Raw genomic sequence first — 23,935 nt, 5'->3', positions numbered from 1 at the left:
CGCCCGTCGATCTGTCATGGGATCGGCGGGCGCATTGCGTTTGGGAGCTAGCCTCGCTCGTCCAGCCGGTCCTGCAGCATGCTCCACGGCAGCAGCGCATTCGGCGCGTGCTTCAGGAGAGCATGGAACGGTATCGGTGCCGGCGGTCCGAAGGGGATCGCAAGATCGCGGGCATCTGCACCTGTTGCCCAGGCGGCAAGCTCCTTGCCCATCGCCGTGGTCATGGCGATGCCGCGTCCATTGCAGGCAAAGCCGGCGATCAGGCCGGGTCCGAGATCGACCAGATGCGGCAGAAAATCCGGTTCGACAGCGGCAACGCCAGACCAGCTGAATTCCAGCGGCGGTAGATCGGGGAGCCCGAGCATTTCGGCCATGCGTCGATGGATTGTCGCTGGCACGCGGCTGTCGGCGCCGGGGCCGAAGATGTGCATGCCGCCCGAAATCAGCCGGTTGCCGGCATCGAAGCGGAAGGTGAAGAGGTTGCGCCTGGTATCGGAAACGCACTGGTTTGCCGGCAGTAGCCGCTGGCGGATTGCGGCCGGCAGCGGATGTGTGGCGACCTGGAATACCTTCAATGGAAAATAGGTGCGGGCGAGTTCCGGATTGAGCCGTCCGCCGTAGGCATTCGTCGCGACCACGACCTTGCCTGCGCGAAGGCTGCCCGTCGGCGTCTGCAGCAGCCAACCGTCGGCTGCGCGGCCAATGGCTGAGACGGGCGAGCGCTCGAATATACGGGCGCCAGCCGCTTCCGCAGCGTCGGCAAGGCCGCGCGCATATTCGACGGGATTGAGAACGCCCCCGGATTTGTCCGTCCAGCCGCCGAAATAGCCGTCTGCGCCGGTCACGTCGCGGATCGTCTGTCGGTCCATGACATCAGCCGGGCGTCCGCGCGCCTGCCATTGCGCGGCGCGGGACTGTACTTTTTCGAGGGCGGTGGCGGAATGGGCCGGCTGGATCCAGCCGCTCTGCTGCGCGGCGCACTCTATTGCGTGGCGGCGGATCAGCTCGAAGACCAGGTCGCCGCTGCCGGCTGCCAAATCTACAAGCCGCTTTCCGCGCTCGGGGCCCAGTTGCTGGATGACGTTATCCGGGTCCACCTTGGCAAAGTTTGGAACCACGAAGCCGGCGTTGCGACCGGTGGCACCCCAGGCGATGATACCAGCCTCCAGCAGGATCACGGAGAGACCTTTTTCTGCCGCATGCAACGCAGTCGAAAGGCCGGAGAAGCCGCCGCCGACGATCGCGAGGTCAGCATCGAGCGGACCTTCCAGTTGCGGCCGGTGCCGCCGGTTGCGGCCGACGACGTGCCAGAGGGACGGCGCGTCCGGCGATGCGGTGTCTGCTTTGCTCACGAGGCGGCACCATTCTGGTCGGACATGGCCGGGGGCTGCTTCTTGCCGAACCAGCGCAGTCGGCGTGGCATGTTGCCGAGAATACCATTGGGGCGCACCAGCAGAATGACGCAGAGCATGACGCCGATGGCGACGATCTGCAGCGAGGCCGCGCGGGCCTGCTGGTCGGTCGGGAAGGCGGCGCTGGTCAGCGCGCCGGAGCCCGCCCAGATCGCCCAGACGAGGACGCTGCCGAGGATGGCACCTTTGTTGCTGCCGGAACCGCCGACGATGAGCATCGTCCAGACCTGGAAAGTCAGCGTTGGCACATAGTTGTCTGGCGCGATGAAGCCGATGAAATGCGCCTGTACAGCACCGGCCAGCCCCATGATGGCGCCGCCGACGGCAAAGGCTTGGACTCGGTAGAAGCGGGCGCTCTTGCCGAGCGAGATGGCGGCCCGCTCGTCTTCGCGCAGGGCCTTCAGCACGCGCCCCCATGGGCTGCGGGCAAGATGCTCCAGAGCCAGATAGGTAACGAGCGTGACGACGGCGACGACAGCGAGGTTGGAGAAGTTGAAGAGCACGGGCGTTTCTGCAAGTGCTGCGAAGGGGCGCGGGATGAAGCCGATGCCGAACGGGCCGCCGGTCAGTTTCTGCGCGTTCAGGGCTACAAGTTGCACGACCACGGCGACGCCGAAGGTGGTGATGGCGAGGTAGTCGGATTTCAGCCGCAGCGTGGCGACGCCGGTGATGGCCGCTGCAAGGGCAGTAACGATCATCGCACCGAGCCAGCCGACGACAATCGGCATGTCGAAGCCGCCGAAGCGGCCGACGGTATCGGGTGTCGTCAGCAGCGCCGAGGTATAGGCGCCGATGGCGACAAAACCGGCGAGGCCGACGTTGAAAAGGCCGGTCAGCCCCCATTGCAGATTGAGGCCGAGGGTGATCAGCGAGAAGATCAGCGCCGTCGTCAGGAAGAAGGCGCCATAGCCAAGAAGGTCCATCATCTCTCTCTCACTCCGAAGAGGCCGATCGGCCGGGCCAGCAGCACCGCCATCAGGATGACGAAGGAGACCGCCGCGCGCCATTCTGCGCCGATCAACTGGACGGCGCCGGCTTCCGTCAGGCCGATGATCAGGCCGCCGAGCACGGCGCCCGGCACGCTGCCGATACCGCCGAGAATGGCGGCGGCAAACATCGGCAGCATCATGTCGAAGCCCATCAGCGGCCGGATCTGCACGAGGATGCCGATCATGACGCCGGCCATGCAGGCAAGCGCCCCGCCGATGAGCCACGTCACCCGCACCACCTTGCTGACGTCGATGCCGACGACGCGGGCGAGCGCCGGGTTCTGGCTGACGGCCTGCATCGACCGGCCGATCTGGGTGCGCGTCATCAGCAGGTGTACCGCCAGCACCAGAATTGCTGTCAGCAGCAGCAGCACGATTTGGTCGGGCGTGATGCGTATGCCATAGCCAACCGGCATGGCGATCTGGATCGAGCGGCTGAAATAGGCGGGACGCGAGGTGAAGATGAATTCCAGCAGGCTGCGCAGCGCCATGGAGGCGCCGAAACTGGCCATCACGACGATAATCGTCTGGCCTTTTGCCCGCAGCCGCGCAAACAGGATCTTGTCGAGCAGCAGTGCCATCAGCCCGGTAAAAGCCATGCCGATGACGACGGCAACGATCAGCGGCCAGCCGAAGGAAAATGGACCGATAGGTGCGATCTTGCCGAACATTGCGCCGATGGCGCTGACGGCGGTGAGGGTCGCGTAGGTGCCCCAGGCCATGAAGTCGCCATGGGCGAAGTTGGAGAAGCGCAGGATCGAATAAGTCAGCGTCACGCCGATGGCGCCAAGGCCGACCATCGAGCCGGTGAGCAATCCGTCGACGATGAATTGCAGGTTCATGCGGCACCTCCGGTCTCGGTCGGTCTGGCAGGCTGCGTCGGTCGCTGCCCTAGATAGAGCTCTGCGACAACGGGATCGTTCCAAAGCTCGGAGGCGATGCCTTCATGGTGGTCCTTGCCTTCGACCAGCACATAGGCGCGGTCGCCGATCGCCAGCGCCGCCTTGGCATTCTGCTCGACCAGCAGAATGGTGACGCCGGACTGGCGGATTTCGGTCAGCATCTGGAACACCATCGAGACGAATTTCGGCGACAGGCCAGCCGACGGCTCGTCGAGGACGAGCACCTTGGGGTCGACGACCAGCGCACGGGCAACGGCGAGCATCTGTCTCTGTCCGCCGGAAAGATTTCCGGCGGCGATCTTACGGTGACGGGCAAGGTCCGGAAAGGCGGTGTACATCGCCTCTATGCGGGACGGGACGTCTTTCGGCTTCAGGATACCGCAGGCGACCTTCAGATTGTCGTCTACCGACATCTGCGGAAAGATATTTTCCGTTTGCGGCACGAAGGCAAGGCCGAGGCGGACCATCATATGGGCAGGTGCTGCGGTGATATCCCTGCCGTCGAGCAACACGGTGCCCGCAGAGATCGGGACCAGGCCGGCGACAGCCTTGATGAAGCTCGACTTGCCGGCGCCGTTGGGGCCGAGCACGACGACGATCTCGCCCTTGTTGACGGTAATAGAGGCGCCGCGGACGATCGGTACGCCGGGCTCGTAGCCGGCGACGAGATCGCGCACGAGGAGAACGGGTTCGCTCATGCCGCACCTCCGAGATAGGCTTCGATAACGCGGGGGTCGCGCGCCACTTCTTCCGCTGTGCCCTGGCAAAGCAGCTGGCCGCCGGCCATGACCAGCACGCGATTGCAGAGACGGGTGACCATGTCGATATTGTGCTCGATCAGCAGGAAGGTGATGCCGCGGGCGTTGATATCGCGGATGCGGTCGATGATGACTTCGAGCAGGGTAGCGTTAACGCCGGCCGCCGGCTCGTCGAGGAGAATGATGGCTGGATCCGCCATCATCACCCGGGCAAGTTCCAGAAGCTTGCGCTGGCCGCCGGAGAGTACGCGGGCGGGCTCGTGGGCCAGCCGCGTCAGCAAGACGAGATCGAGCAGTTCCATCGCTTTATCGCGTGAGCGCTTCTCCTCGGCCGCAACGCGCCACGGCACCAGGAAGTTGGCAAACAGTTTTTCGCCGGTCTGCTGCTGTGCGGCGAGCATGACGTTTTCGATCAGTGTCATGTTGGGGAGCGGGCGGGGGATCTGGAAGGTGCGGCCTAGACCGCGACCGATGCGCCGGTGTGCGGATTCGCCGGAAACGACTGTGCCGTTCAATCGGATTTCGCCGCTCGTCGGCAGGACGCTGCCGGATAGGAGATCGAACATCGTCGTCTTGCCGGCGCCGTTCGGGCCGATCAGGCCAAGGATTTCGCCGTGCCGCACTTCGAAGGATACGTCGTTGACGGCGGCGATGCCGCCGAACCGGCGGACGATATTCTTCGCACTCAGAACAGGCTCCCGGGTATCCTCCCCCTGCCGTTCAGATGGTAAACTCATGGATCCCTCTGGCCGGGAACGATCGTTGTCGCACCCTGATTTTTGATTTGTGATCACACTTGCATTGATCACGCTATTCAGCTTTAATTCGTTCTGCAAGTCAAAAACGGGATCGCAATGCAAAAGGCCTCAGCCGAAAAAAGCAATGATCTGATTGCCGCCCAGTTGGCCCCGGTTGGCCGCGAAACCGTTCAGGACCGTGTCTATTCCGAGCTTCGCAGGGCGCTGATCGGCGGACTTTTCGAGCCGAGCCAGGTTCTGACGATCCGTGGCCTTGCCGATGCGCTTGTTACCAGCACCATGCCGGTGCGCGAGGCACTCGGGCGGCTGATCACCGAAAAGGCGCTGGAGGCACTGCCCAACCGATCGGTGCGTGTCCCGCCGATCACGCTCGAGCGCATCGACGACCTCTTGCGCGCCCGTATCCTGATAGAGGGCGAGGCCATCGCTCTGGCCGCGAAACGCATGGGTCCGAAAGATATCACCGTCATCGAGGGCATGCTGCACGAATGGGACGAGATGCGCGCCCTGAAGCAGAAGAAGGACGTGGACCGCGAGGTCACGCTCAACCAGACATTCCATTTCGAGATCTACCGGGCCTGCGGCTCGGCCGTGCTCATCCCCATGATCGAAAGCCTGTGGCTGCAATCCGGCCCTTGCATCCGGGTGGCGATCTATGCCTTCTCCGAAGCCGGCGAGGTCGATACCGCCCACTACCATCGCAGTATCGTCGCGGCATTGGCGGCCCAGGATGCCGACGCGGCGCGGGTCGCGCTGGTCGCCGATATCAGCCGGCCCTTCACATTTTTACGCAACAAGCTGCAGACAGACGCAGCCAGGATTTGAGGCCGACGATGAGCCAGAATGCAATCCATATCACCGAGCCCCGTTCCGGACTGTCCGTGATCGCGCCGCTGCTGGTTGGCAAGGCGCCCGAGAACGTCGCCTTTTTCATGCAATATCTGTCGGAGCCGCGCATCGTGCCCGGCATCCATGCGATGTGGACCGGCCCGGAAATCTCCTGCCCGATCCCGGCGGCTCATCTCGAGGGCGCCGCCTATGCAACCGCGCTGCCGGCCGAGAATGCTACGGTGACGCCGCAGCCCGGCGATATTGTGCTGAGTTACGTGCCGGCGCGCATGTGGGGCGGCAGCCCCAACGCCATTTTCGACATCGGCCTGTTCTACGGGCAGGGTGCGCGGTTGCTGTTCCCGATCGGCTGGCTTGCCGGCAGCGTCATGGCGCAGGTGCGGCCGGAGGAGCGCGAGCATTTCGCCGCCGCCTGCGGCATCATCCGCCGCAACGGCGGCTGCGATGTCACCTTCGCGCTGACGGAGGTTTGAGGTGAGCGAAACCGACGATAGTTTCGAGCTTTACGACCTGCGCGTCGAGGCGGTCATCCCAGAGGGCAAGCCAATCTATTGCGGCGCCATGGAGGGCGATTATTTCGAGCTGAAAGGCGAGATGCTGTCGATGCCTGCAGGCCAGGGATTTTCCATCTATTCGATTTCGGCCGTGCTGCCGCTCCTGGCTGCAAAGCAGCGGCCGACGCACCGGAACGACTGGATGACCTCGGATGCCGAGATCGCCTGTCCCGACCCGAATTGCGCTAGCCGGCTAAGGATCGTGCGGCTGGGCAAGCGCCGCTTCAGCCACGCCGAGACAACGGCGGTGCCGCTGCCGGGCGCCGAGGGCTGATCGATGGCGGGCGCACAGGATGCCGATATCGGCCTGCTCCCGCAAAGGGCAAATGAGGGGGAGCCCTTCGCGCTCCACCGTTCTACCAATTTGAAAGCTGCATGACATGACGAAAACCTTCGAACTTCGCCCCGGCTATGCCATTTCCCGCGTCATTCGCGGTGGCTGGCAGCTGGCCGGTGGCCACGGGACGATCGATCGCGATCAGGCCGTGACCGACCTCATCGCCGCATACGATGCCGGCATCAGGACCTACGACTGTGCCGACATCTATACCGGCGTCGAGGAACTGATCGGCGCTGCCCGGGACCGCCTGCGAAACGAGCGGGGGAACGAAGCGGCGGCCGAGATGAAGGTGCACACCAAGCTGGTGCCCGATCTCGAGAAGCTCGGCAACATGAACCGCGATTATATCCTTGGCATCGTCGAGCAGTCGCTGCGGCGGTTGCGCACGGAGCGGCTGGATCTCGTGCAGTTCCACTGGTGGGATTACTCGCTTGACGGCTATCTCGATGCGCTGGGCTGGCTCAACGAATTGCACGGAGAGGGCAAGGTCCGCAATGTTGGCACTACGAATTTCGACACCCCGCATGTTGCCGAGATCCTGAAGGCGGGCATTCCGCTGGTCAGCCAGCAGCTGCAATATTCCGTCCTCGACCAGCGGCCGGCCAACAGCCTGACTGCGCTGGCTACTGCGAATGATGTGAAATTCCTGTGCTACGGTTCTGTTGCCGGCGGTTTCCTCAGCGACAAGTGGCTGGGTCAGCCGGAGCCTGAGATGCCGCTGGAGAACCGGTCGCTGGTCAAATACAAGCTGATCATCGACGATTTCGGCGGCTGGGATCTGTTTCAATCGCTGCTTTCGACATTGAAGGTCATTGGCAACCGACGTGGCGTCGATATCGCCACTGTCGCCAGCGCCTGGGTGCTGCGTCAGCCGCAGGTCGCAGCCGTCATCGTCGGCGCCCGCAACCAGGCGCATGCGCTGGCCAATGCCGGCATCATGGATGTCGTGCTTTCGGCAGACGACATGTGGCAGATCGAAGCGATCATCGCTGAAAGCGAAGGCCCCCTCGGTGACGTCTACACGCTGGAGCGCGACCGAAACGGCAGGCATGGCTCGATCATGCACTACAATCTCAACGCGGGGAAAGTATGAGCCAGGACCAGTCACTTTTCGAGCGTGCCCGCGCCGAGGTCATCGCCTTCCACGAATTCTTCGTCGGCTGGTACGACGCGGCGACAGCGGACCTGACGGATTTCGGGCGCTGCGATCAGGCGTTCGGAGACGGCTTCCAGATGATACCGCCGACCGGCCGCGTTTTCGATAGAGCAGCGACCATCGACCTGATCCGGGCCAATCGCGCCACCTTCAATGGCGATTTCTCGATCGATATCGAGGATATCCGTGCGGGCTTCCAGACTGACGATACTGTCGTCGTTACCTATGTCGAGGTGCAGTGCCGCAGGGGCGTCTGGTCGCGTCGGCAGGCGAGTGCCCTTTTTACCGCGAGCTCATCGGCGCCATCGGGCGTCCAATGGCGGCATCTGCAAGAAACCTGGTTGCAGACACCGGAGACCTGACAGGATTACTGCGTAAAAATAGAAGTCGTACCTAACAAGGGGAACAATCATGAAAAAGACGCTTCTTTCCGTAACCACAGCGCTCGGCCTGATCGCGGCCGCGGGCATTGCCAATGCTGCCGATTGCAAGATTACCGTCGGCCTCGTCATGGAACTGACCGGTCCTGCCGGCGAATACGGCCAGGCCGGCGCCAAGTCGGTCGAGATGGCTTTCCGCGACCTCAATGCTGCCGGCGGCGTGCGCGGCTGCGACCTCGTCACCGATACCCGCGACAGCCAGAGCCAAGGCAATGTCGCTGTCGATGCGGCAACCCAGCTCGTTCAGGTCAAGAAGGTGCCTGTCATCATCGGCGGTATCATCTCGTCGGTGTCGATTCCGATCCTGACATCGGTTACAGCGCCTGCCAAGGTCGTGCAGATCTCGCCTGCCTCCTCGTCCCCGACGCTTACGGCGCTCGGGCGCGATGGCAAGACCAACGGCATCTTCTTCCGCACGATCACGTCCGATGCGCTGCAGGGCGTTGCCGCTGCCAAATACGCAGTCGACAAGGGTTTCAAGAAGCTCGCCATCATCCACGTCAACAGCGACTTCGGCGTCAACATGTCGGCCGAATTCTCGCGCGCCTACAAGGCGCTCGGCGGTACGATCATCTCCGACACGCCTTACAACGAAAAGCAGTCGAGCTACGCTTCGGAAGTCACCGCTGCCATGTCCGGCACCCCGGATGGCCTCTACCTGATCAGCACCCCGGTCGACGGAGCGACGATTGCCCGTACCTGGGTCTCGCAGGGCGGGGTGCAGAAATTCCTGCTCAACGACGGCATGAACAGCCCTGACTTCATCGAGTCTGTCGGCGCCGATTACCTGAAGGAAGCCTACGGCACGTCTTCCGGCACCAGCCCGACGGCCTCGACCGATTATTTCATGAAGAACTACAAGGATTTCTCGGGTATCGAGCCGTCCAATCCGGCAGCCGACCGCTCCTATGATGCCGGTGCCATTGCCGGTCTTGCCATCGCCATTGCCGGCTCGGAAGATCCTGCCAAGATCAAGGACGCGATCTACAAGACCGTCGATCCGTCGGGAACGCCGATCTATGCCGGCAAGGAAGAGTTCACCAAGGCACTCGCCTTGATCAAGGATGGCAAACCGATCCGCTACGAAGGCGTCATCGGTCCCGTCGCCTTCGACAAATACGGCGATATCACCGGCCCGTTCCGTCTCTGGAAGATTGCCGACGGCAAGGTCGCCACCGATGGTGAGATGTCGACCGACGACGTCAACAAGCTGCAGGCGACGCTCAACAAGTAAGGCTGGGCGGAACCAGCCATAGTCTGGCACGGTCTTCGAAGAGCCCTGCGATCCCGACGGATCGCGGGGCTTTTCATGGTCTGCCGAAAAGAAAATTCGCCTTTTTGGATGTGTCTTATTCTGCTGTCGCCTTTTGCGGGTAAGGCCTTATATTGTCGTTTGGAAACCTTTGAGGTTTTCCGATCGATTGCCTTGGAGCGGCAACCGCCGTCTCCCGACAACCAGTCAGAAGGAGCATAACATGAAGATCACACGCACGGGCTCGGCCCATTGGGCTGGCGGAATCAAGGACGGAAAAGGCGAGATCAGCACCCAGAGTGGCGCGCTGAAGGAGCACCCTTACGGATACGCCAGCCGTTTCGAAGGCGTTGCCGGCACCAATCCGGAAGAACTGATCGGCGCTGCCCATGCCGGCTGCTTCACAATGGCTCTCTCCGGCATTCTCGATGGCGCCGGCCTGAAGGCGACCAGCATGCAGACAACTGCCAAGGTCACCCTCGAGAGCGTCGAAGGCGGCTTCGGCATTACCGGTATCGCCCTGACGCTGGTTGCCAGCGTGCCCGGCACAGACGAGGCCAAGTTCAAGGAACTGGCTGAACAGGCGAAGGCCGGTTGCCCTGTATCCAAGGCGCTTGCCGCCGTGCCAATGACGCTCGACGTGCAGTTCTCTTAAGAAAACTTGCTGCCTGACATGCCGGACCAGCCAATGGTCCGGCATTTTTTATGCGTCGTGTGCCATGAGCATCGTGCAGCCGAACCATCACAGCCGCTCCCATCATAAACATAAGTTTAAAATAGCGGACCCATGCCAAATGGCGGGCAGGAAGTTGACAGCATGCGGCTGTTGAATTACGACTGACGAAATTCTATTTTCGTCAGTCGTAATTCGAAAGTGCCTTATGAATACCATCGCCGATTCCTCAGAGGTCACCCGCCAGGAGAATGTTGGGCGCATCCTCGATTGCGCCGAGCGGCTTTTCCGCCACTACGGCTATGCCAAGACAACGGTGGCCGACATCGCCAAGGATCTCGGCATGTCGACGGCAAACATCTATCGCTTCTTCGGCTCCAAGGTCGAAATCCACCAGGCGCTCTGCGGGCGGATGCTCGATAGCGGTTATGAGCTCGCCCTTGGCGCAGCGCGCAAGCAGGCGAGTGCCGCCGACAGGCTGCGTGCCCTGGTGCATGGCCAGTACAAACTCACCCTCGATACCATGCTCGACGAGGAGAAGGTCCATGAGATGGTCGTCGTCGCCATCGAGCGTGACTGGCATGTCATCGAAAAGCACATCGACCGCATCCACGACGTCATGGCCGGCATAATTTCCGAGGGGATCGCTGCCGGCGAGTTTGCCGAACAGGACCCCCACATCGCGTCGAAATGTCTTGGCGCGGCGACGGTTACCCTCTGTCACCCGCAGATGGTGGCGCAGTGCCTTGCCAAGGAGAACCGGGCGATGCCCGACGATCTCGTGGAATACGCCATTCGTGCCTTGAGATAATTTGCCTGCTGCCCGTCCATCCGCCGTCGACCCGAGGAGTGCGATCATGATTTCGCCCATCAAACTGCGCCTTTCATCCGCCTTTGTCCTCCTCATGGCTGCGGCCGTCATTTCCGGCTGCAACGAGAAACAGGCCGAGACCAAGCCTGTCATTCGTCCCGTCAAGGTCGTCGAGATTGCCAAGGCGGAAACAACGCGGACACTGGATTATTCCGGCTCCGTGCGGGCCCGGACCGAGATGAACCTCGGCTTTCGCGTCAGCGGCAAGATCATCGAGCGCCGGGTGGACATAGGTCAGCGCGTGAAGCCGGGCGATGTGCTCGCGAAAATCGATGCCACTGACTACGCATTATCGGTCAAGCGCGCGGAGGCGGATCGTCTTTCCGCCGAGAAGCAGGTCCAGACCGCAACGCTTTCTCGCGATCGCGCCCAGCAGCTGTTCGATAAGAACGTCTCCTCGAAGTCGCAACTCGAGCAGGCGCAGCTGGCTTACGACCAGGCCGTCGCAACGCTCGATTCGGCCATCTCGTCGCTCGAGGAGGCCAAGAACCAGGTCGCCTACGCCAGTCTCGCATCGGATTTCAATGGCATCGTCACCGCCGTCAATGCCGATGTCGGCCAGGTAGTCAGTACTGGTACGCCGGTGATCACCGTTGCTGTCGACGGAGAGAAGGAAGTTGCGATCGCCGTGCCGGAAACCGATGTTGGCCAGTTCAGCGTCGGCAAGACGGTCAAGGCGCGTTTCTGGGCGAACGACGGCCTCGTATTCGATGGCAAAGTGCGCGAGGTCTCCGGCAGCGCCGATACCCAATCGCGCACTTTCTCAGTCCGGATCAGCCTGCCGAAGGACCCGCGCGTGCTTCTCGGGATGACTTCTACCGTCGAGGCGACAGCGGAAAATGCGGTGCCCTTTGTCTCCGTACCGCTCAGTGCGCTTGCCGAGAAGGACGGTCGGAAGGTCGTCTGGCTGGTCGACAGGACGACAGCCACGGTGCATTCGCAGGACGTCAGGCTTGCCGAATTCTCGGGTGCCGGCGTTCGGGTATCCGGTGGCTTGAAGGCCGGCGATCTGGTCGTCGCCGCAGGCACGCAGTTCATGGCTGAAAACATGCAGGTCAAGCTACCCGATGGCAGTGGACAGCAAGCCGCCGCCGCAGAGCCTGTGGACGCCGCCGCGTCTGCGGCCGTCATGCGCTGATCGCACTCCAAAGCGGATGAAGATAATGACCACACCCACTGAACCCAAGCAGCCATTCAATCTCTCGCGCTGGGCAATCGGCCATCCGAGTATCGCCCGCTTCCTGTTCGGACTGATCATCATCGCCGGAGCCCTCGGCCTGACCCACATGGGCCAGAAGGAAGATCCCGATTTTACCTTCCGCGTCATGGTGGTGCAGGCCGTCTGGCCCGGTGCGTCGATCGACGAGATGGAAGACCAGGTGGTCAACAAGATCGAGCGCAAGCTGCAGGAGACGCCGCATCTCGACTGGGTAAAATCCTACACCCGCGCCGGCAGCGCCATCATCACGGTTCAGGTCAAGGGTGACACCAACGCGGCCGAGGTCAACGACGCCTTCTATCAGGTGCGCAAGAAGGTCGGCGATATCCAGAGCGAGTTGCCGTCAGGCCTCCTCGGACCCTATTTCAACGATGAATTCGGCGACACCTTCATTACGCTGCATTCGATCAGCGGCACCGGCTACAGCTATCCGGAGCTGAAGAAGTTCGCCATCCAGGCGCGGGACATGCTGCTGACCGTGCCGGGCGTCGAAAAAGCCGTGATCATCGGCGACCAGCCGGAGAGAATCTACATCGACGTCTCGTCGAAGGCGCTGGCCGAGCGCGGCCTAACGCTCGATACCCTTCGTGCTGCCGTCACGGGCCAGAACAGCGTCGATTCGGCCGGCTCCGTCGACACCGGCTTGAGGTCGGTGCGCATTTCCGTCGAGGGCGATGTCAAGAAGATCGACGATATCCGTGAGTTGAGGTTGAAGGCCGGAAACCAGGTGACGCGTCTCGGCGACATTGCCACCGTCTATGCGGGGCTGCAGGACCCCTACACGGCTAAGTTCAAGTACAATGGCCACGAGAGCGTGCAGGTCGGCGTGGTCATGGCCAAGGGCTACAAGGTCACCGACGTCGGTCATTCCGTCGATGCCGTCTACCAGCGGTTCGAATCGTCGCTGCCCCTCGGTGTTGCCGTCGACCAGATCGCCAACCAGCCCGATGTCGTCACCGACGCGGTCAGTGAATTCATGCATGCGCTGGGCGAAGCGCTTGTCATCGTGCTGATCGTCTCCTTCGTGTCGATCGGCTGGCGCTCGGGTCTGGTGATTGCCATCGCCATTCCGCTGGTGCTGGCCGCGACCTTTGCCATCATGTACGAATTCGGCATCGATCTGCAGCGCATTTCGCTGGGTGCCCTGATCATCGCGCTTGGCCTTCTCGTCGACGATGCCATGATCGTTGTCGAACTGATGGAGCGCAAGCTGGAGGAGGGGATGGTCAAGCTCGATGCCGCCAGCTTTGCCTATACATCAACCGCATTCCCGATGCTGACGGGAACACTCATCACCACGGCAGGCTTCATCCCGGTCGGCTTTGCCGCGTCCACCGCCGGCGAGTATGTCCGCACCCTGTTCTATGTGGTCGGCATTGCGCTGGTGACGTCCTGGTTCGTCGCCGTCTATTTCACGCCGTGGCTCGGCTACATGATCCTGAAGCAGCGTCATCATGCGGGCAGCCACCACGACGTCTTCGATACCCGCTTCTACCGTCGCCTGCGCGGCACTGTCGGCTGGGCCGTGCGGCACCGCATCATCGTCTTGTCGCTGACGCTGCTAACCTTCGGCACCAGTCTCTGGGCCTTCCAGTTCATTCCGCAGAATTTCTTTCCGCAGTCGTCGCGGCCTGAGATCCTTGTCGACCTGTGGCTACCCGAGGGCACCAGCATCATCGAGGTCGAAAAGCAGGCGGCAGCGCTGGAGGCCCGGATTGCCGACAACAAGGACAAGCGTTTTGTGGCCACCTATATCGGAGAAGGCGCGCCGCGCTTTTTCCTGCCGCTCGACCAGCAGCTTATCAATCCGAACTTCGCGCAACTGCTCGTGCTTGCCAACGATGAACCCGCTCGTGAGCGGCTGATCGTCAAGCTGCGCGGCATTCTCGCCGCAGACTTCCCTGACATCCGCGCCAAGGTCGACCGGCTGTTCCTCGGTCCGCCGACCGGCTGGCCCGTGCAGATGCGGGTGCTTGGCCCCGACCGTCTCGAGGTTCGTCGTATCGCCGACCAGGTGAAGCAGCGTTTCGCCGCCGATCCCCGCATGGGTGCGATCCACGATGACTGGCTTGAACCGGTGCCGGAAATGCGCCTGGTGATCGACCAGGATCGGGCAAGGGCCCTCGGCGTCACGTCGCAGCGTATTCGCCAGGTGCTGGCCGCTGCCGTCACCGGAGCATCGCTCGGCGACTTCCGCGAAGGGGAAGAGACCGTATCGATCGTGGCACGCGAGCCGGAAGCCAATCGGCATCTGCTGTCTGCGGTCAATTCCATCTCCGTGCCGAGCGATGCCGGCGGTTTCGTGCCGCTGTCGCAGGTGGCAAAGGTCGTGCCGACCATGACGCTTGGGCTGGAATGGCGCCGCGACCGCCTGCCGACGATCACGGTGCGGGCTACGCTGCCCGACGATGTGCAGGCAAACGACGTGACGACAAAACTCTACGCCGACCTGAAGCCGCTCCGCGACAGCCTGCCGCCCGGCTATCAGATCGAGGTGCAGGGCGGTACCGAGGATGCTGCGGAAAGCCAGGCCTCCATTGCCGCCAAGGCACCGATCATGCTGCTCGTCATCGTCGTGCTCCTGATGATCCAGTTGCAGCACTTCGGCAAGGCGATGCTTGTGCTGGCGACAGGACCGCTCGGCATCATCGGAGCCGCTGCTGCACTCCTGATCAGCGGTGCTCCGTTCGGTTTCGTCGCTATTCTCGGCGTTATCGCACTGCTCGGGATCATCATCCGCAACTCGATCATCCTCGTCGACCAGATCGACCAGGATATCGCTGCGGGCATGGAGCGTCAGGAGGCGATCATCGGATCTGCCGTGCGCCGTTTCCGGCCGATCATGCTGACCGCGCTGACCGCCGTGCTGGCGCTGATCCCGATCTCGCGTGGCGTGTTCTGGGGGCCGCTCGCCTATGCGATGATGGGCGGTATCCTGGTGGCCACCGTCCTGACGATCATCGTCCTGCCCGCGGCTTACGCGCTGTTCTTCGGCAAGGCGCCGAAATCGAAGGCCGGCAAGGCCGAGACCGGTGCCGGTGCAGGCGACGCACAGCAACACCCGATGCCACCGGCAATGGCTGCGGAGTAGGCAGCGTCGGGTTTCACACCGTGTCGAGGCTTTGTTTTCTCATGATTTGCCGAACCCGGGCTGACATCGGGGGCGGTGGCGACCCGGTTAACCGGCAGGCAATCCTTTTGTGCTCTGCAGCAATTCTGCTTGCCGATTCGATGTTGCGGCAATAAAGAGGGTCGGCATTGGTAAACGATGCCGCCAGCGGTCGAATACGATCACCGGCGGCGAAGGAGAATTCCATGTCCAACCCCATCCATGACACACCGTCCGCCCCGCTCGCGGATGTCGGAACCCGCATCCGCATCACGCGCGGCTCATTCGGCTACAGCGTCGACGATCTGGCCGAGACAGTTGGACTGACAGTTGACGAAATCGTCGCCATAGAGGCCGGCACCGACACTGATCCGCTCAAAATCAAGCGAATTGCATCTGCCCTGAAGATCGACTTGCCGGACGCCTGATGCTTTCAGGCGCCTGATATATCCTCGTCGATGTGACGACGATATCGGCGCCTTGTTTTCTACCCTACCTCAAGCCGGACTGTGGGCTTATGCCGGTACGGAGTAGGCGCGGAGAAATGTACGCACGGCGTTGCGGGCTGCTCGCGCCACATCTTCATCTCCGGGAATGCCGCCGAACAAGGTGGTCGTCTGCAAGTCTGCATGGATAAGCGCCAGAAATTGCCGGGCCGCGAGGTCGGCGTCATCGATATCCAGTAGACCCGCTTTGGCGATGCGCGCAAAAAGTCCAGAGACGACCTCTGCTGGCAAGCCGGAACCTTTTTGCCGCCACGCCGCAAACAGCTGCGGATATCGCTCGCCTTCGGACTGCAGCAGCTTGCGCATAAAGCGGCCATCGCGATTGCAGAGGCAGTTGCGCACCAGCAGGGACACCAATGCAGTCATTTCCGCCGCTATGTCGGCTGGCATGTCTGGAAAAGTGGCGATCGTCGATGAAAGCGCCTCTCCGGTGCGCGCCGTGATGTCTTCGACGATGGCGACAAAGAGTGCTTCCTTGTCGCGGTAGTGGTTGTAGATCGTCTGGCGCGACACACCGGCCTGCTCGGCGATTTCATCTATGCAAGCTCCGGAAAAACCTTCGCGGCAGAAAACTTCCGTTGCGGCCGTGAGAACGGAGACCCGCTTGGTCGACAGCCCCCGCCGGACGGCTGGAATGGATTGCGGTGGTGCAGTTCGCGCATTTGTCATGATCGGAGAGTAAGTCGCATTGACGTTTTAGACAAGTCTGTCTAATTTGACACCAGTGTCCAAATGTGACTGGGCTATACCGCATTCGGCATCCGTTACCGCGCTTCCAGCGAAATCGGCCCCTATCCAATTTTCGAGAGTATTCGCCCCATGACACCCTTCTTTCGCATCGCGCTGATTCTTGGCCTTTTGTCAGCAATCGGGCCTTTTGCCATCGACATGTACCTGCCGGCGCTGCCATCCATTGGCCATGACCTCGGTGCGCCGGACAATCTGGTTCAGATGAGCCTGCTTGCCTTCTTCATTCCCTTCGCTGCCTTTCAACTGCTCTATGGGCCGCTGGCCGATATGTACGGCCGCAAGGCGCCGCTTTATATCGGCATTGGCCTGTTTGCCGTCGCCAGTATCGGATGCGCTCTGGCTACCAATATCGAAATGCTAATTGCCTTCCGCTTTCTTCAGGGCATCGGCGGTGCTGCCGGCATGGTGGTGCCTCGGGCGGTCGTCCGCGACATGCATGTGGGCGTGCAGGCGGCGCGGCTGATGTCGCTGCTGATGCTGGTGTTCAGCATATCGCCCATCCTGGCGCCGCTGACCGGCAGCGCGGTCATTGCCTTCTTCGGCTGGCGCGGTGTCTTCTGGGCTGTGACAATCGCTGCCTTCATTGGCCTGGTCCTGCTCTCGACGCAGCTTGCCGAAACCCGCTCCAGAGAAGACCGCGCCGGCAGCAGTTTCCGCAGCGCGATGGCGGCCTATGTCTATCTGCTGGGGGACCGAACGTTCATGACGCTTTCCCTCATCGGCAGTTTCGGCATTTCCAGCTTCCTTGTCTATCTCGCCAATTCGCCCTTCGTGCTGATCAATCACTATGGACTGACACCCACGCAGTACAGCTTTGCCTTCTCCGTCAACGCCGTGTCGTTTTTTGCGGTGTCGCAGCTGACGGGGCGGCTTGGACAGCGCTACGGGCTTGTGCGCGTCATGCGCGTTGCCGTCACTGGCTTTGCTGCGTCGATGGTGGGTTTGGTCGCGGCAATGAGCCTCGGCTTCGAGCAACTACCGGTCCTTGTTGCCTTTCTGTTCGTGGGCTTCGGGTTTCTCGGCCTTGTCATCCCGACGACAGCGGTACTCGCACTTGAGGAGCATGGTGCCATCGCCGGCACGGCCTCGGCGCTTATGGGCACGCTGCAATTCACCACAGGCGCGATTGCGATGGTGCTGGCGAGTCTGTTCGCCAATGGAACAGCCGTGCCGATGACGGTAGCCATCGCCTGCGCTGCAGTGACTGCATTCCTGCTCGCGCAACTGACCATGGGTCGGCACGCCAGCGGCGTCAAAGCGGCCGCTGAATAGCAGGTTTTCAACGCCTCTCTGCAGATGCCCGCACGGATGTCGTGCGGGCATTTTTATGTTCGGCTACTGCTCCATGACGATCTGCAGCTTGACGTCGCTGGGCCGGCCTTCTGCGGCGCGCTCGAACGCCTCTATGGATTGTTCGAAGCCGAAAGTCTCTGAAATCAGCGGTTTCAGGTCCACGCGTCCGGAGCCGATCAGGGCGATGGCACGGTCGTACTGATGCGCATAGCGGAACACTGTCTCGATCCGCACCTCCTTGGTGGTGGCGATCGAGACGTCGATGGCAACAGGCGCAACCGGCAGGCCGACGGCAACGATGGCGCCGCCCGGACGTGGCAGTTCCATGATCGTCTCCCAAGCCTTCGGCGAGCCGGAGCATTCGAACACGACATCCGCTCCCCAGCCGTCCGTCAACAGGTTCAACGCGTCGAGCAGCTTCGTCTCGCGGATGTTGACAGGAATAATCCCCTGATACTGCGCGGCAATATCGAGCTTCGGCTGGGCGAGATCGGCGACGATGACGCGTGAGCAGCCGCCGGCAAGCGCTGCAAGCGCCACCATTGTCCCGATCGGTCCGGCGCCGAGCACGACGGCGGTATCGCCAGGCGCGATTCGCGCCTTGCTTGCCGCCTGCATGCCGACGGCGAATGGTTCGACCATGGCACCTTCGGCAAACGAGACATTGTCGGGAAGCTTGAAGGTATAATTGGCCGGGTGAACCACATAGGGCGTTAGAACGCCATGGATCGGCGGGGTCGCCCAGAAGACGACGGCGGGATCGACATTATACATGCCAAGCCGGCTGGCGCGGGAATTGGCATCGGGGATACCGGGTTCCATGCAGACGCGATCGCCGATCTTCAGGTGGGCTACGCCGGCGCCGATCTCGACCACCGTGCCGGCGGCCTCGTGGCCCAGCACCATCGGTGCATTGACGATGAAGCCGCCAATCCGACCGTGGGTGTAATAGTGGACATCGGAGCCGCAGACGCCGACCGTGTGGATCTTGATCTTCACCTGTCCGGCACCGACTTCCTGCGGCATGTCTATGTCGCGCAAGGCCAGTTCGTGCTGGCGCTCGAGAACCAGCGCACGCATCTTCGTCATCGTCTTCTCCTCCGTTGTCGATAGGGTCGTCGCTTCTGCCGCCAGGGTTGCGGAAGGGACGACATTGGAATGTTCGTTCGAGGCGACTATAGAAAGGGAAAGCGGTTTGTTCAAACGGGTGTTTGAGTTTTGCAATCTGTGCTGACAGCGGCCTTGCCCGGATAACAAAGCTGCAGTGGCTTCGAACAACAAAGTGTGAGGGTGGCGGTCTCGCCGCCAGCTTGTTATGGAGCGGCCGAGTTCTTAACTGTGCCCTGCACGAAGCCCGCCTGATCGATTCGTCGGATGGTTGCGTGATCTGAGCGCATCCGGTTCTGTCCACCTTCATTTACGCGTACCGAGGCCATTTATGTCCACCCTGCAGCCTCTTCCGGTTTATCTCATCAATATCGCTCGGGCGACGGAAAGACTGCAGCAAGTTTGCTCTCGTGGCCGTGAACTCGGCATCGCCATTGAGCTTGTGGAGGGCGTCGACGGGTTGATGGTGCCAGAGGCGCAATGGGTCGATGTCGACCAGAAGCGCTTCGGTAACCGTCATGGCAGGCGTATTCTTCCCGGCGAGTACGGTTGCTACCGGAGCCATCTGCTGGCGCTACGCCAGTTTATCGCAAGTGGCAACGAAGCTGCCGTGATCATCGAGGATGACATCGCGCTTGATGGAGAATTCATGGCGAGGGCATTGGCCGCCAGTCGCGCTGTTCCTGACGCTGACATGATCAAGCTTGTCAATCACCGCTGGAAAGGCTTCCGCTTCCACGCCCGCAGCGAATGTGGTGACACCATCGGCCGCTGCCTGTTCGGACCACAGGGATCTACGGCTTGCTATCTGGTGACGCGGCGCGGTGCAGAGAAAATAGCCCGGTCGCTCGCGGTCATGTCCTTGCCGTGGGACGTCGCCATCGAGCGGGGATGGGATATGAATATTTCGGTTTTTTCCAGCAAGTCCAATCTGGTCGGCTTCAACAAATCACAACGCGAAACGATGATCGGCCGCCGCCGGGACTACCGTGCGGCCAAACTGGCTGCCTGGAGGCGCCTTCCGGCCCATCTTTTCCGCACCGTGGATTTCTTCCGCCGTCTCGCCTACGTGCTCGGACCTCGCTCCAGTGCGCAAACCAGCTGGTACCAACCCGCTGCGGTGCCGACGCAGGCAGATAGTTAGACGCGTTGACGCGGCCAAGCGACGAAATGTGCTTATCAGTGATGGATGAGGCCGCAGCATGGTTTGGGAAAATGGTGCTGCTATGGGGATTTGAACCCCAGGCCTCTCCCTTACCAAGGGAGTGCTCTACCCCTGAGCTATAGCAGCATCGTGGCGCAGTGGATGCGCCGTATCGGGCGAGGCGGCTATTGCCATAGCTGATCGGCAAGCGCAAGCCGCAAAATCCAATCTTCTTGAAACAAGCGCGGGAAAACGTCGGCGTGGCTTTTGAAATATCGTCATCTGCGCTATCAAGGCAGACATGAACGAAGACGAACAAAGTAGTGATGGCACGAGTGCCGCGTCCGCTGATGTCTCCTTGCTTAAACCGCAGCAGCCCGGGCCCAGCGAAGCGGATCGGCGGCGGGCAAGGGCGGCTGCCAAGCTGAAGGAGAATCTTTCTCGCCGCAAGCAGCAGGTGCGGGCACGCCGCGCCGGCGAGGCTGACGAGACGGATGGCCTGCCTGCCGCAAAAATGGACGAATTGAAATGATTAGGTCTTACACGCCGCAAACGAATTGAAGCGGCGACCGATTTCCTTTAAACACCGCCTTCCTCTGCAGGGCATCAAGATTTCAGAAAGGCGGGTTCGCCCGTAATCGCACATGGATCGTATCAGGATTGTCGGCGGCAATGAGCTCAATGGCGTCATTCCGATTTCCGGCGCCAAGAATGCCGCATTGCCGCTGATGATCGCGTCGCTTCTGACGAGCGACACGCTGACGCTCGAAAACGTGCCTCACCTGGCCGATGTCGAGCTGCTGCTGCGCATTCTCGGCAACCACGGCGTCGACGTCTCGGTCAACGGCCGGCGCGAGCGTCAGGACGACGCCTATTCCCGCACGATCCATTTCACCTGCCGGACGATCGTCGATACCACTGCCCATTACGAGCTGGTCTCGAAGATGCGCGCCAGCTTCTGGGTGCTCGGGCCGCTGCTCGCCCGCGAAGGCCAGGCGCGCGTATCGCTGCCGGGCGGCTGCACCATCGGCACGCGGCCGGTCGATCTGTTCATCGAATCCCTGCAGGCGCTGGGCGCCAACATGGATATCGATGCCGGCTACATCAACGCTACGGCGCCCAAGGGCGGGCTGATCGGCGCAAAGTACACGTTCCCGAAAGTCTCCGTCGGCGCTACGCATGTGATGATGATGGCGGCGACGCTTGCGCGCGGCACCACTGTCATCGGCAATGCCGCCCGCGAACCTGAGGTCGTCGATCTCGCCAACTGCCTTATCGCCATGGGCGCCAAGATTTCTGGCGCCGGCACCTCGACCATCACCATCGATGGCGTCACATCCCTCTCTGGCGCCCGCCACCGCGTGCTGCCGGACCGTATCGAGACCGGCACCTATGCCATGGCGGTTGCGATGGCGGGCGGCGACGTCACGCTTGAAAATACCGACATGTCGCTGCTCGAGACGGCGCTTGAAACCTTGCGTCGTGCTGGCGCCGAGATCACGCCGACCAACAACGGCATGCGCGTTCGCCGCAATGGCGGCGGCATCCGGCCGGTCGACATCGTCACCGACCCGTTCCCGGGCTTCCCGACCGACCTGCAGGCGCAATTCATGGCGCTGATGACGCGAGCTTCCGGCACAGCGCACATCACGGAGACGATTTTCGAAAACCGCTTCATGCACGTTCAGGAACTGGCTCGTCTCGGCGCGCGGATCTCGCTGTCCGGCCAGACGGCGAAGATCGAGGGTGTCGAGCGGCTGCGCGGTGCGCCTGTCATGGCGACCGACCTGCGCGCCTCCGTGTCGCTGGTGATTGCCGGGCTTGCTGCCGAAGGCGAAACCGTCGTTTCGCGCGTCTACCATCTCGACCGTGGCTTCGAGCGGCTGGAAGAGAAGCTGACGCGCTGCGGCGCCATCGTCGAACGGCTCAGCGAATAGGCCCTGAAAGCGTTGCCGGGAGCCGCATCTGCCGTTGCGTCCAGGCCCCAGGCGCCCTATCTCGGGGTGGAACGGGCCGCTGGATGTGGCGGCTGAGGATGTGGGGAACTAAGCATGGCAGATCTGAAGCTTGTGGCGCTCGATGGCGAAGACCTGGCGGTTGTTTCTGCCCATATGCAGGACGCCGTCTTCAAGGTCGGCGACATGGCCTATGAGCCGCGCGGCCTGCAGTTTTCCCTGACGGCAAACCGCTTCGACTGGGAAAAGGCAGACGGCAAGGCCAAGGGCTATCAGCGCCACCGCGCCGCACTCGTATTCAAGCGAGTGCTGGCCGTACGGACGCTGGGCATCGACCGCCGCAGGCGCGAGACGGTGCTTTCGCTTCTGGCCATTCGCTTCGAGCAGAAGGGCGAGGGGCCGGATGGCACGATCGAATTGACGCTTGCTGGCAACGCCACGCTGGCGCTCGACGTGGAATGCATCGAAGTGCAGCTTGCCGATATCGGTGGCGCATGGGAAACGGCCAAGAAACCGACGCATCCCGACGACGCTGCCTGAGTGGCAGAGACTGGTTCTTGCCGCTGCGGCGGTTTCTGAAGGCAAAGGATATCGGCATTGGCGATCTGGCTTGAGCAGGCGGCGGATGGGTTCGAGGCGCAGTTCGCGGCATTCCTGACCACGAAACGGGAAGTGTCCGAGGATGTGAACGCCGTCGTCCGCGACATCATCGCCGACGTGCGGGCGCGTGGCGACGTTGCGTTGATGGAATATTCCGTCCGCTTCGACGGTATCGATTTCGATGCGACGCCGATGCGGGTGACTTCGGAGGAAATCGATGCGGCGATCGCAGAGGTGCCATCGGAAGTGCTGGGCGCGCTGAAGGTTGCCGCCGTGCGCATCGAGTCGCACCATCGCCGCCAGCTGCCGCGCGATGACAGCTACGAGGACGAACTCGGTGTCGTGCTCGGCTCGCGCTGGACGGCGATCGAGGCGGTCGGCATCTATGTGCCCGGCGGTACGGCAAGCTACCCGAGTTCGGTGCTGATGAATGCCATCCCGGCCAAGGTCGCCGGTGTCGAGCGTGTCGTCATGGTGGTGCCGGCAAAGGAGGGCGTCGTCAATCCCGCCGTGCTCGCTGCTGCCCGCATGGCCGGTGTCGAGGAAATCTACCGCGTCGGCGGGGCGCAGGCGGTGGCTGCACTCGCCTATGGCACCGAGACGATTGCGCCGGTGGCGAAAATCACCGGGCCGGGCAACGCCTATGTGGCGGCCGCCAAGCGCCATGTGTTCGGGACCGTCGGCATCGATATGATCGCCGGTCCTTCCGAAGTGCTGGTCATTGCCGACAAGGATAACAATCCCGACTGGATCGCGGCCGATCTCCTTGCCCAGGCCGAGCACGACCGGGGTGCCCAGTCGATCCTGATGACCGATAATCCGCTGCTTGCCAAGTCCGTCGAACAGGCCGTCGAGCGGCAGTTGAAGACGCTTGGCCGTGCCGAGACCGCAGCTGCGAGCTGGCGGGATTTCGGCGCCATCATCATCGTCGAGAGCCTCGAAGACGCGATCCCGCTCGCCAACCGCATCGCTGCCGAACATCTGGAGCTTGCGGTCGACGATCCCGATGCGCTGATGCTCGGTATCCGCAACGCCGGCGCCATCTTCATCGGCAAGCACACGCCTGAGGTTATCGGCGATTATGTCGGTGGCTCCAACCACGTGCTGCCGACTGCCCGCTCGGCACGCTTTTCATCCGGCCTTTCGGTGCTCGACTTCATGAAGCGCACCTCGGTGCTGAAGCTCGGGGCCGAACAACTGCGGGCGCTCGGGCCGGCGGCCATCGCGCTTGCCAATTCCGAAGGTCTCGATGCTCATGCCCGCTCGGTGGCGATCCGGCTCAACCTCGAAGGCTAGGC

25 protein-coding genes and 1 tRNA gene are annotated in these 23,935 nt (G+C 62.0%); 17 read left to right on the top strand and 9 right to left on the bottom strand.

Features of this window, described 5'->3' with window-relative positions:
- Window positions 1-47 precede the first annotated feature (47 nt).
- From PR017_RS12900 to PR017_RS12880, 5 genes are read right to left on the bottom strand one after another with little or no spacing between them, the layout of a single operon-like run.
- Complete coding sequence (locus PR017_RS12900; RefSeq protein ID WP_111218981.1) at window positions 48-1,352, bottom strand: NAD(P)/FAD-dependent oxidoreductase; 1,305 nt, start codon at window positions 1,350-1,352, stop codon at window positions 48-50.
- Window positions 1,349-2,338, bottom strand: a complete 990-nt coding sequence (locus PR017_RS12895) for a branched-chain amino acid ABC transporter permease (RefSeq protein WP_161959316.1) — start codon at window positions 2,336-2,338, stop codon at window positions 1,349-1,351. Before PR017_RS12895 ends, PR017_RS12900 begins: the two co-directional genes overlap by 4 nt.
- Complete coding sequence (locus tag PR017_RS12890) at window positions 2,335-3,243, bottom strand: branched-chain amino acid ABC transporter permease (protein ID WP_111218979.1); 909 nt, start codon at window positions 3,241-3,243, stop codon at window positions 2,335-2,337. Before PR017_RS12890 ends, PR017_RS12895 begins: the two co-directional genes overlap by 4 nt.
- Window positions 3,240-4,001, bottom strand: coding sequence for an ABC transporter ATP-binding protein (locus tag PR017_RS12885; RefSeq protein ID WP_111218977.1), 762 nt, complete (start codon window positions 3,999-4,001; stop codon window positions 3,240-3,242). The genes PR017_RS12890 and PR017_RS12885 overlap by 4 nt, the downstream gene beginning before the upstream one ends.
- Window positions 3,998-4,798, bottom strand: a complete 801-nt coding sequence (locus PR017_RS12880; RefSeq protein ID WP_111218975.1) for an ABC transporter ATP-binding protein — start codon at window positions 4,796-4,798, stop codon at window positions 3,998-4,000. Before PR017_RS12880 ends, PR017_RS12885 begins: the two co-directional genes overlap by 4 nt.
- Window positions 4,799-4,915: 117 nt before the next feature.
- Here PR017_RS12880 and PR017_RS12875 point away from each other — a divergent pair, with 117 nt between their 5' ends.
- The 10 genes from PR017_RS12875 to PR017_RS12830 all read left to right on the top strand — a co-directional run bounded on the left by PR017_RS12875 (window position 4,916) and on the right by PR017_RS12830 (window position 15,264).
- Window positions 4,916-5,644 (top strand): GntR family transcriptional regulator, encoded by a 729-nt coding sequence (locus PR017_RS12875; RefSeq protein WP_111218973.1) that lies wholly within the window; start codon window positions 4,916-4,918, stop codon window positions 5,642-5,644.
- 8 nt (window positions 5,645-5,652) lie between these two features.
- Entirely contained in the window at window positions 5,653-6,141 is a 489-nt protein-coding gene (locus PR017_RS12870) for a DUF3830 family protein (RefSeq protein WP_111218971.1), read from the top strand.
- Window position 6,142: 1 nt separating this feature from the next.
- Window positions 6,143-6,496: a TIGR04076 family protein gene (locus tag PR017_RS12865; RefSeq protein ID WP_111218969.1), complete on the top strand. Its 354-nt coding sequence runs from the start codon at window positions 6,143-6,145 to the stop codon at window positions 6,494-6,496.
- A gap of 106 nt (window positions 6,497-6,602) precedes the next feature.
- A complete protein-coding gene (locus PR017_RS12860; protein ID WP_111218967.1) occupies window positions 6,603-7,655 on the top strand; it encodes an aldo/keto reductase in 1,053 nt (350 codons plus the stop codon).
- The gene (locus PR017_RS12855; RefSeq protein WP_111218965.1) at window positions 7,652-8,080 is read left to right on the top strand and encodes a hypothetical protein; all 429 of its coding nucleotides are present in this window, start codon (window positions 7,652-7,654) and stop codon (window positions 8,078-8,080) included. Before PR017_RS12860 ends, PR017_RS12855 begins: the two co-directional genes overlap by 4 nt.
- Window positions 8,081-8,129: 49 nt before the next feature.
- Complete coding sequence (locus PR017_RS12850; RefSeq protein ID WP_111218963.1) at window positions 8,130-9,392, top strand: ABC transporter substrate-binding protein; 1,263 nt, start codon at window positions 8,130-8,132, stop codon at window positions 9,390-9,392.
- Between the two features lie 241 nt (window positions 9,393-9,633).
- Complete coding sequence (locus PR017_RS12845; protein ID WP_111218961.1) at window positions 9,634-10,065, top strand: OsmC family protein; 432 nt, start codon at window positions 9,634-9,636, stop codon at window positions 10,063-10,065.
- Window positions 10,066-10,291: 226 nt separating this feature from the next.
- Window positions 10,292-10,894 carry a TetR/AcrR family transcriptional regulator gene (locus PR017_RS12840; RefSeq protein WP_111218959.1) on the top strand — a complete coding sequence of 201 codons (603 nt, stop codon included), beginning with the start codon at window positions 10,292-10,294 and terminating at the stop codon, window positions 10,892-10,894.
- 46 nt (window positions 10,895-10,940) lie between these two features.
- Entirely contained in the window at window positions 10,941-12,092 is a 1,152-nt protein-coding gene (locus PR017_RS12835; RefSeq protein WP_111219045.1) for an efflux RND transporter periplasmic adaptor subunit, read from the top strand.
- 25 nt (window positions 12,093-12,117) lie between these two features.
- Window positions 12,118-15,264, top strand: coding sequence for an efflux RND transporter permease subunit (locus PR017_RS12830; RefSeq protein ID WP_111219043.1), 3,147 nt, complete (start codon window positions 12,118-12,120; stop codon window positions 15,262-15,264).
- 13 nt (window positions 15,265-15,277) lie between these two features.
- On the opposite strand, the gene PR017_RS12825 is transcribed toward PR017_RS12830, so the two are convergent.
- Window positions 15,278-15,490, bottom strand: a complete 213-nt coding sequence (locus tag PR017_RS12825) for a hypothetical protein (protein ID WP_133255567.1) — start codon at window positions 15,488-15,490, stop codon at window positions 15,278-15,280.
- Between PR017_RS12825 and PR017_RS12820 the strand changes: the two genes are divergently transcribed.
- Window positions 15,489-15,710: a helix-turn-helix domain-containing protein gene (locus PR017_RS12820; protein ID WP_111218957.1), complete on the top strand. Its 222-nt coding sequence runs from the start codon at window positions 15,489-15,491 to the stop codon at window positions 15,708-15,710. The two genes, PR017_RS12825 and PR017_RS12820, sit on opposite strands and share 2 nt — an antisense overlap.
- 87 nt (window positions 15,711-15,797) lie before the next feature.
- Here the strand turns inward: PR017_RS12820 and PR017_RS12815 are convergent, their stop codons facing one another.
- The gene (locus tag PR017_RS12815) at window positions 15,798-16,457 is read right to left on the bottom strand and encodes a TetR/AcrR family transcriptional regulator (RefSeq protein ID WP_111218955.1); all 660 of its coding nucleotides are present in this window, start codon (window positions 16,455-16,457) and stop codon (window positions 15,798-15,800) included.
- Window positions 16,458-16,607: 150 nt separating this feature from the next.
- Between PR017_RS12815 and PR017_RS12810 the strand changes: the two genes are divergently transcribed.
- Complete coding sequence (locus PR017_RS12810; protein WP_111218953.1) at window positions 16,608-17,810, top strand: multidrug effflux MFS transporter; 1,203 nt, start codon at window positions 16,608-16,610, stop codon at window positions 17,808-17,810.
- A gap of 63 nt (window positions 17,811-17,873) precedes the next feature.
- Here PR017_RS12810 and PR017_RS12805 read toward each other — a convergent pair whose 3' ends face one another.
- Entirely contained in the window at window positions 17,874-18,920 is a 1,047-nt protein-coding gene (locus PR017_RS12805) for an NAD(P)-dependent alcohol dehydrogenase (RefSeq protein ID WP_111219041.1), read from the bottom strand.
- A 349-nt stretch (window positions 18,921-19,269) separates the two neighbouring features.
- Here PR017_RS12805 and PR017_RS12800 point away from each other — a divergent pair, with 349 nt between their 5' ends.
- Window positions 19,270-20,082, top strand: coding sequence for a glycosyltransferase family 25 protein (locus tag PR017_RS12800; protein ID WP_111218951.1), 813 nt, complete (start codon window positions 19,270-19,272; stop codon window positions 20,080-20,082).
- A gap of 72 nt (window positions 20,083-20,154) precedes the next feature.
- Here the strand turns inward: PR017_RS12800 and PR017_RS12795 are convergent.
- A tRNA-Thr gene (locus PR017_RS12795) sits at window positions 20,155-20,229 on the bottom strand.
- 154 nt (window positions 20,230-20,383) lie between these two features.
- Between PR017_RS12795 and PR017_RS12790 the strand changes: the two genes are divergently transcribed.
- The 4 genes from PR017_RS12790 to hisD all read left to right on the top strand — a co-directional run bounded on the left by PR017_RS12790 (window position 20,384) and on the right by hisD (window position 23,933).
- On the top strand, window positions 20,384-20,614 hold the full coding sequence (locus PR017_RS12790; protein WP_111218949.1) for a hypothetical protein: 231 nt from the start codon (window positions 20,384-20,386) through the stop codon (window positions 20,612-20,614).
- Window positions 20,615-20,726: 112 nt separating this feature from the next.
- Window positions 20,727-22,019 (top strand): UDP-N-acetylglucosamine 1-carboxyvinyltransferase, encoded by a 1,293-nt coding sequence (murA, locus tag PR017_RS12785; protein ID WP_111218947.1) that lies wholly within the window; start codon window positions 20,727-20,729, stop codon window positions 22,017-22,019.
- A 114-nt stretch (window positions 22,020-22,133) separates the two neighbouring features.
- On the top strand, window positions 22,134-22,577 hold the full coding sequence (locus PR017_RS12780) for a DUF2948 family protein (RefSeq protein WP_111218945.1): 444 nt from the start codon (window positions 22,134-22,136) through the stop codon (window positions 22,575-22,577).
- Between the two features lie 57 nt (window positions 22,578-22,634).
- Entirely contained in the window at window positions 22,635-23,933 is a 1,299-nt protein-coding gene (gene hisD / locus PR017_RS12775; protein WP_111218943.1) for a histidinol dehydrogenase, read from the top strand.
- The last annotated feature ends 2 nt before the right edge of the window (window positions 23,934-23,935 follow it).

It is taken from the genome of Rhizobium tumorigenes (assembly GCF_003240565.2).
Lineage (GTDB): Bacteria > Pseudomonadota > Alphaproteobacteria > Rhizobiales > Rhizobiaceae > Rhizobium > Rhizobium tumorigenes.
This window is presented reverse-complemented; position numbering and strand designations above follow the sequence as displayed.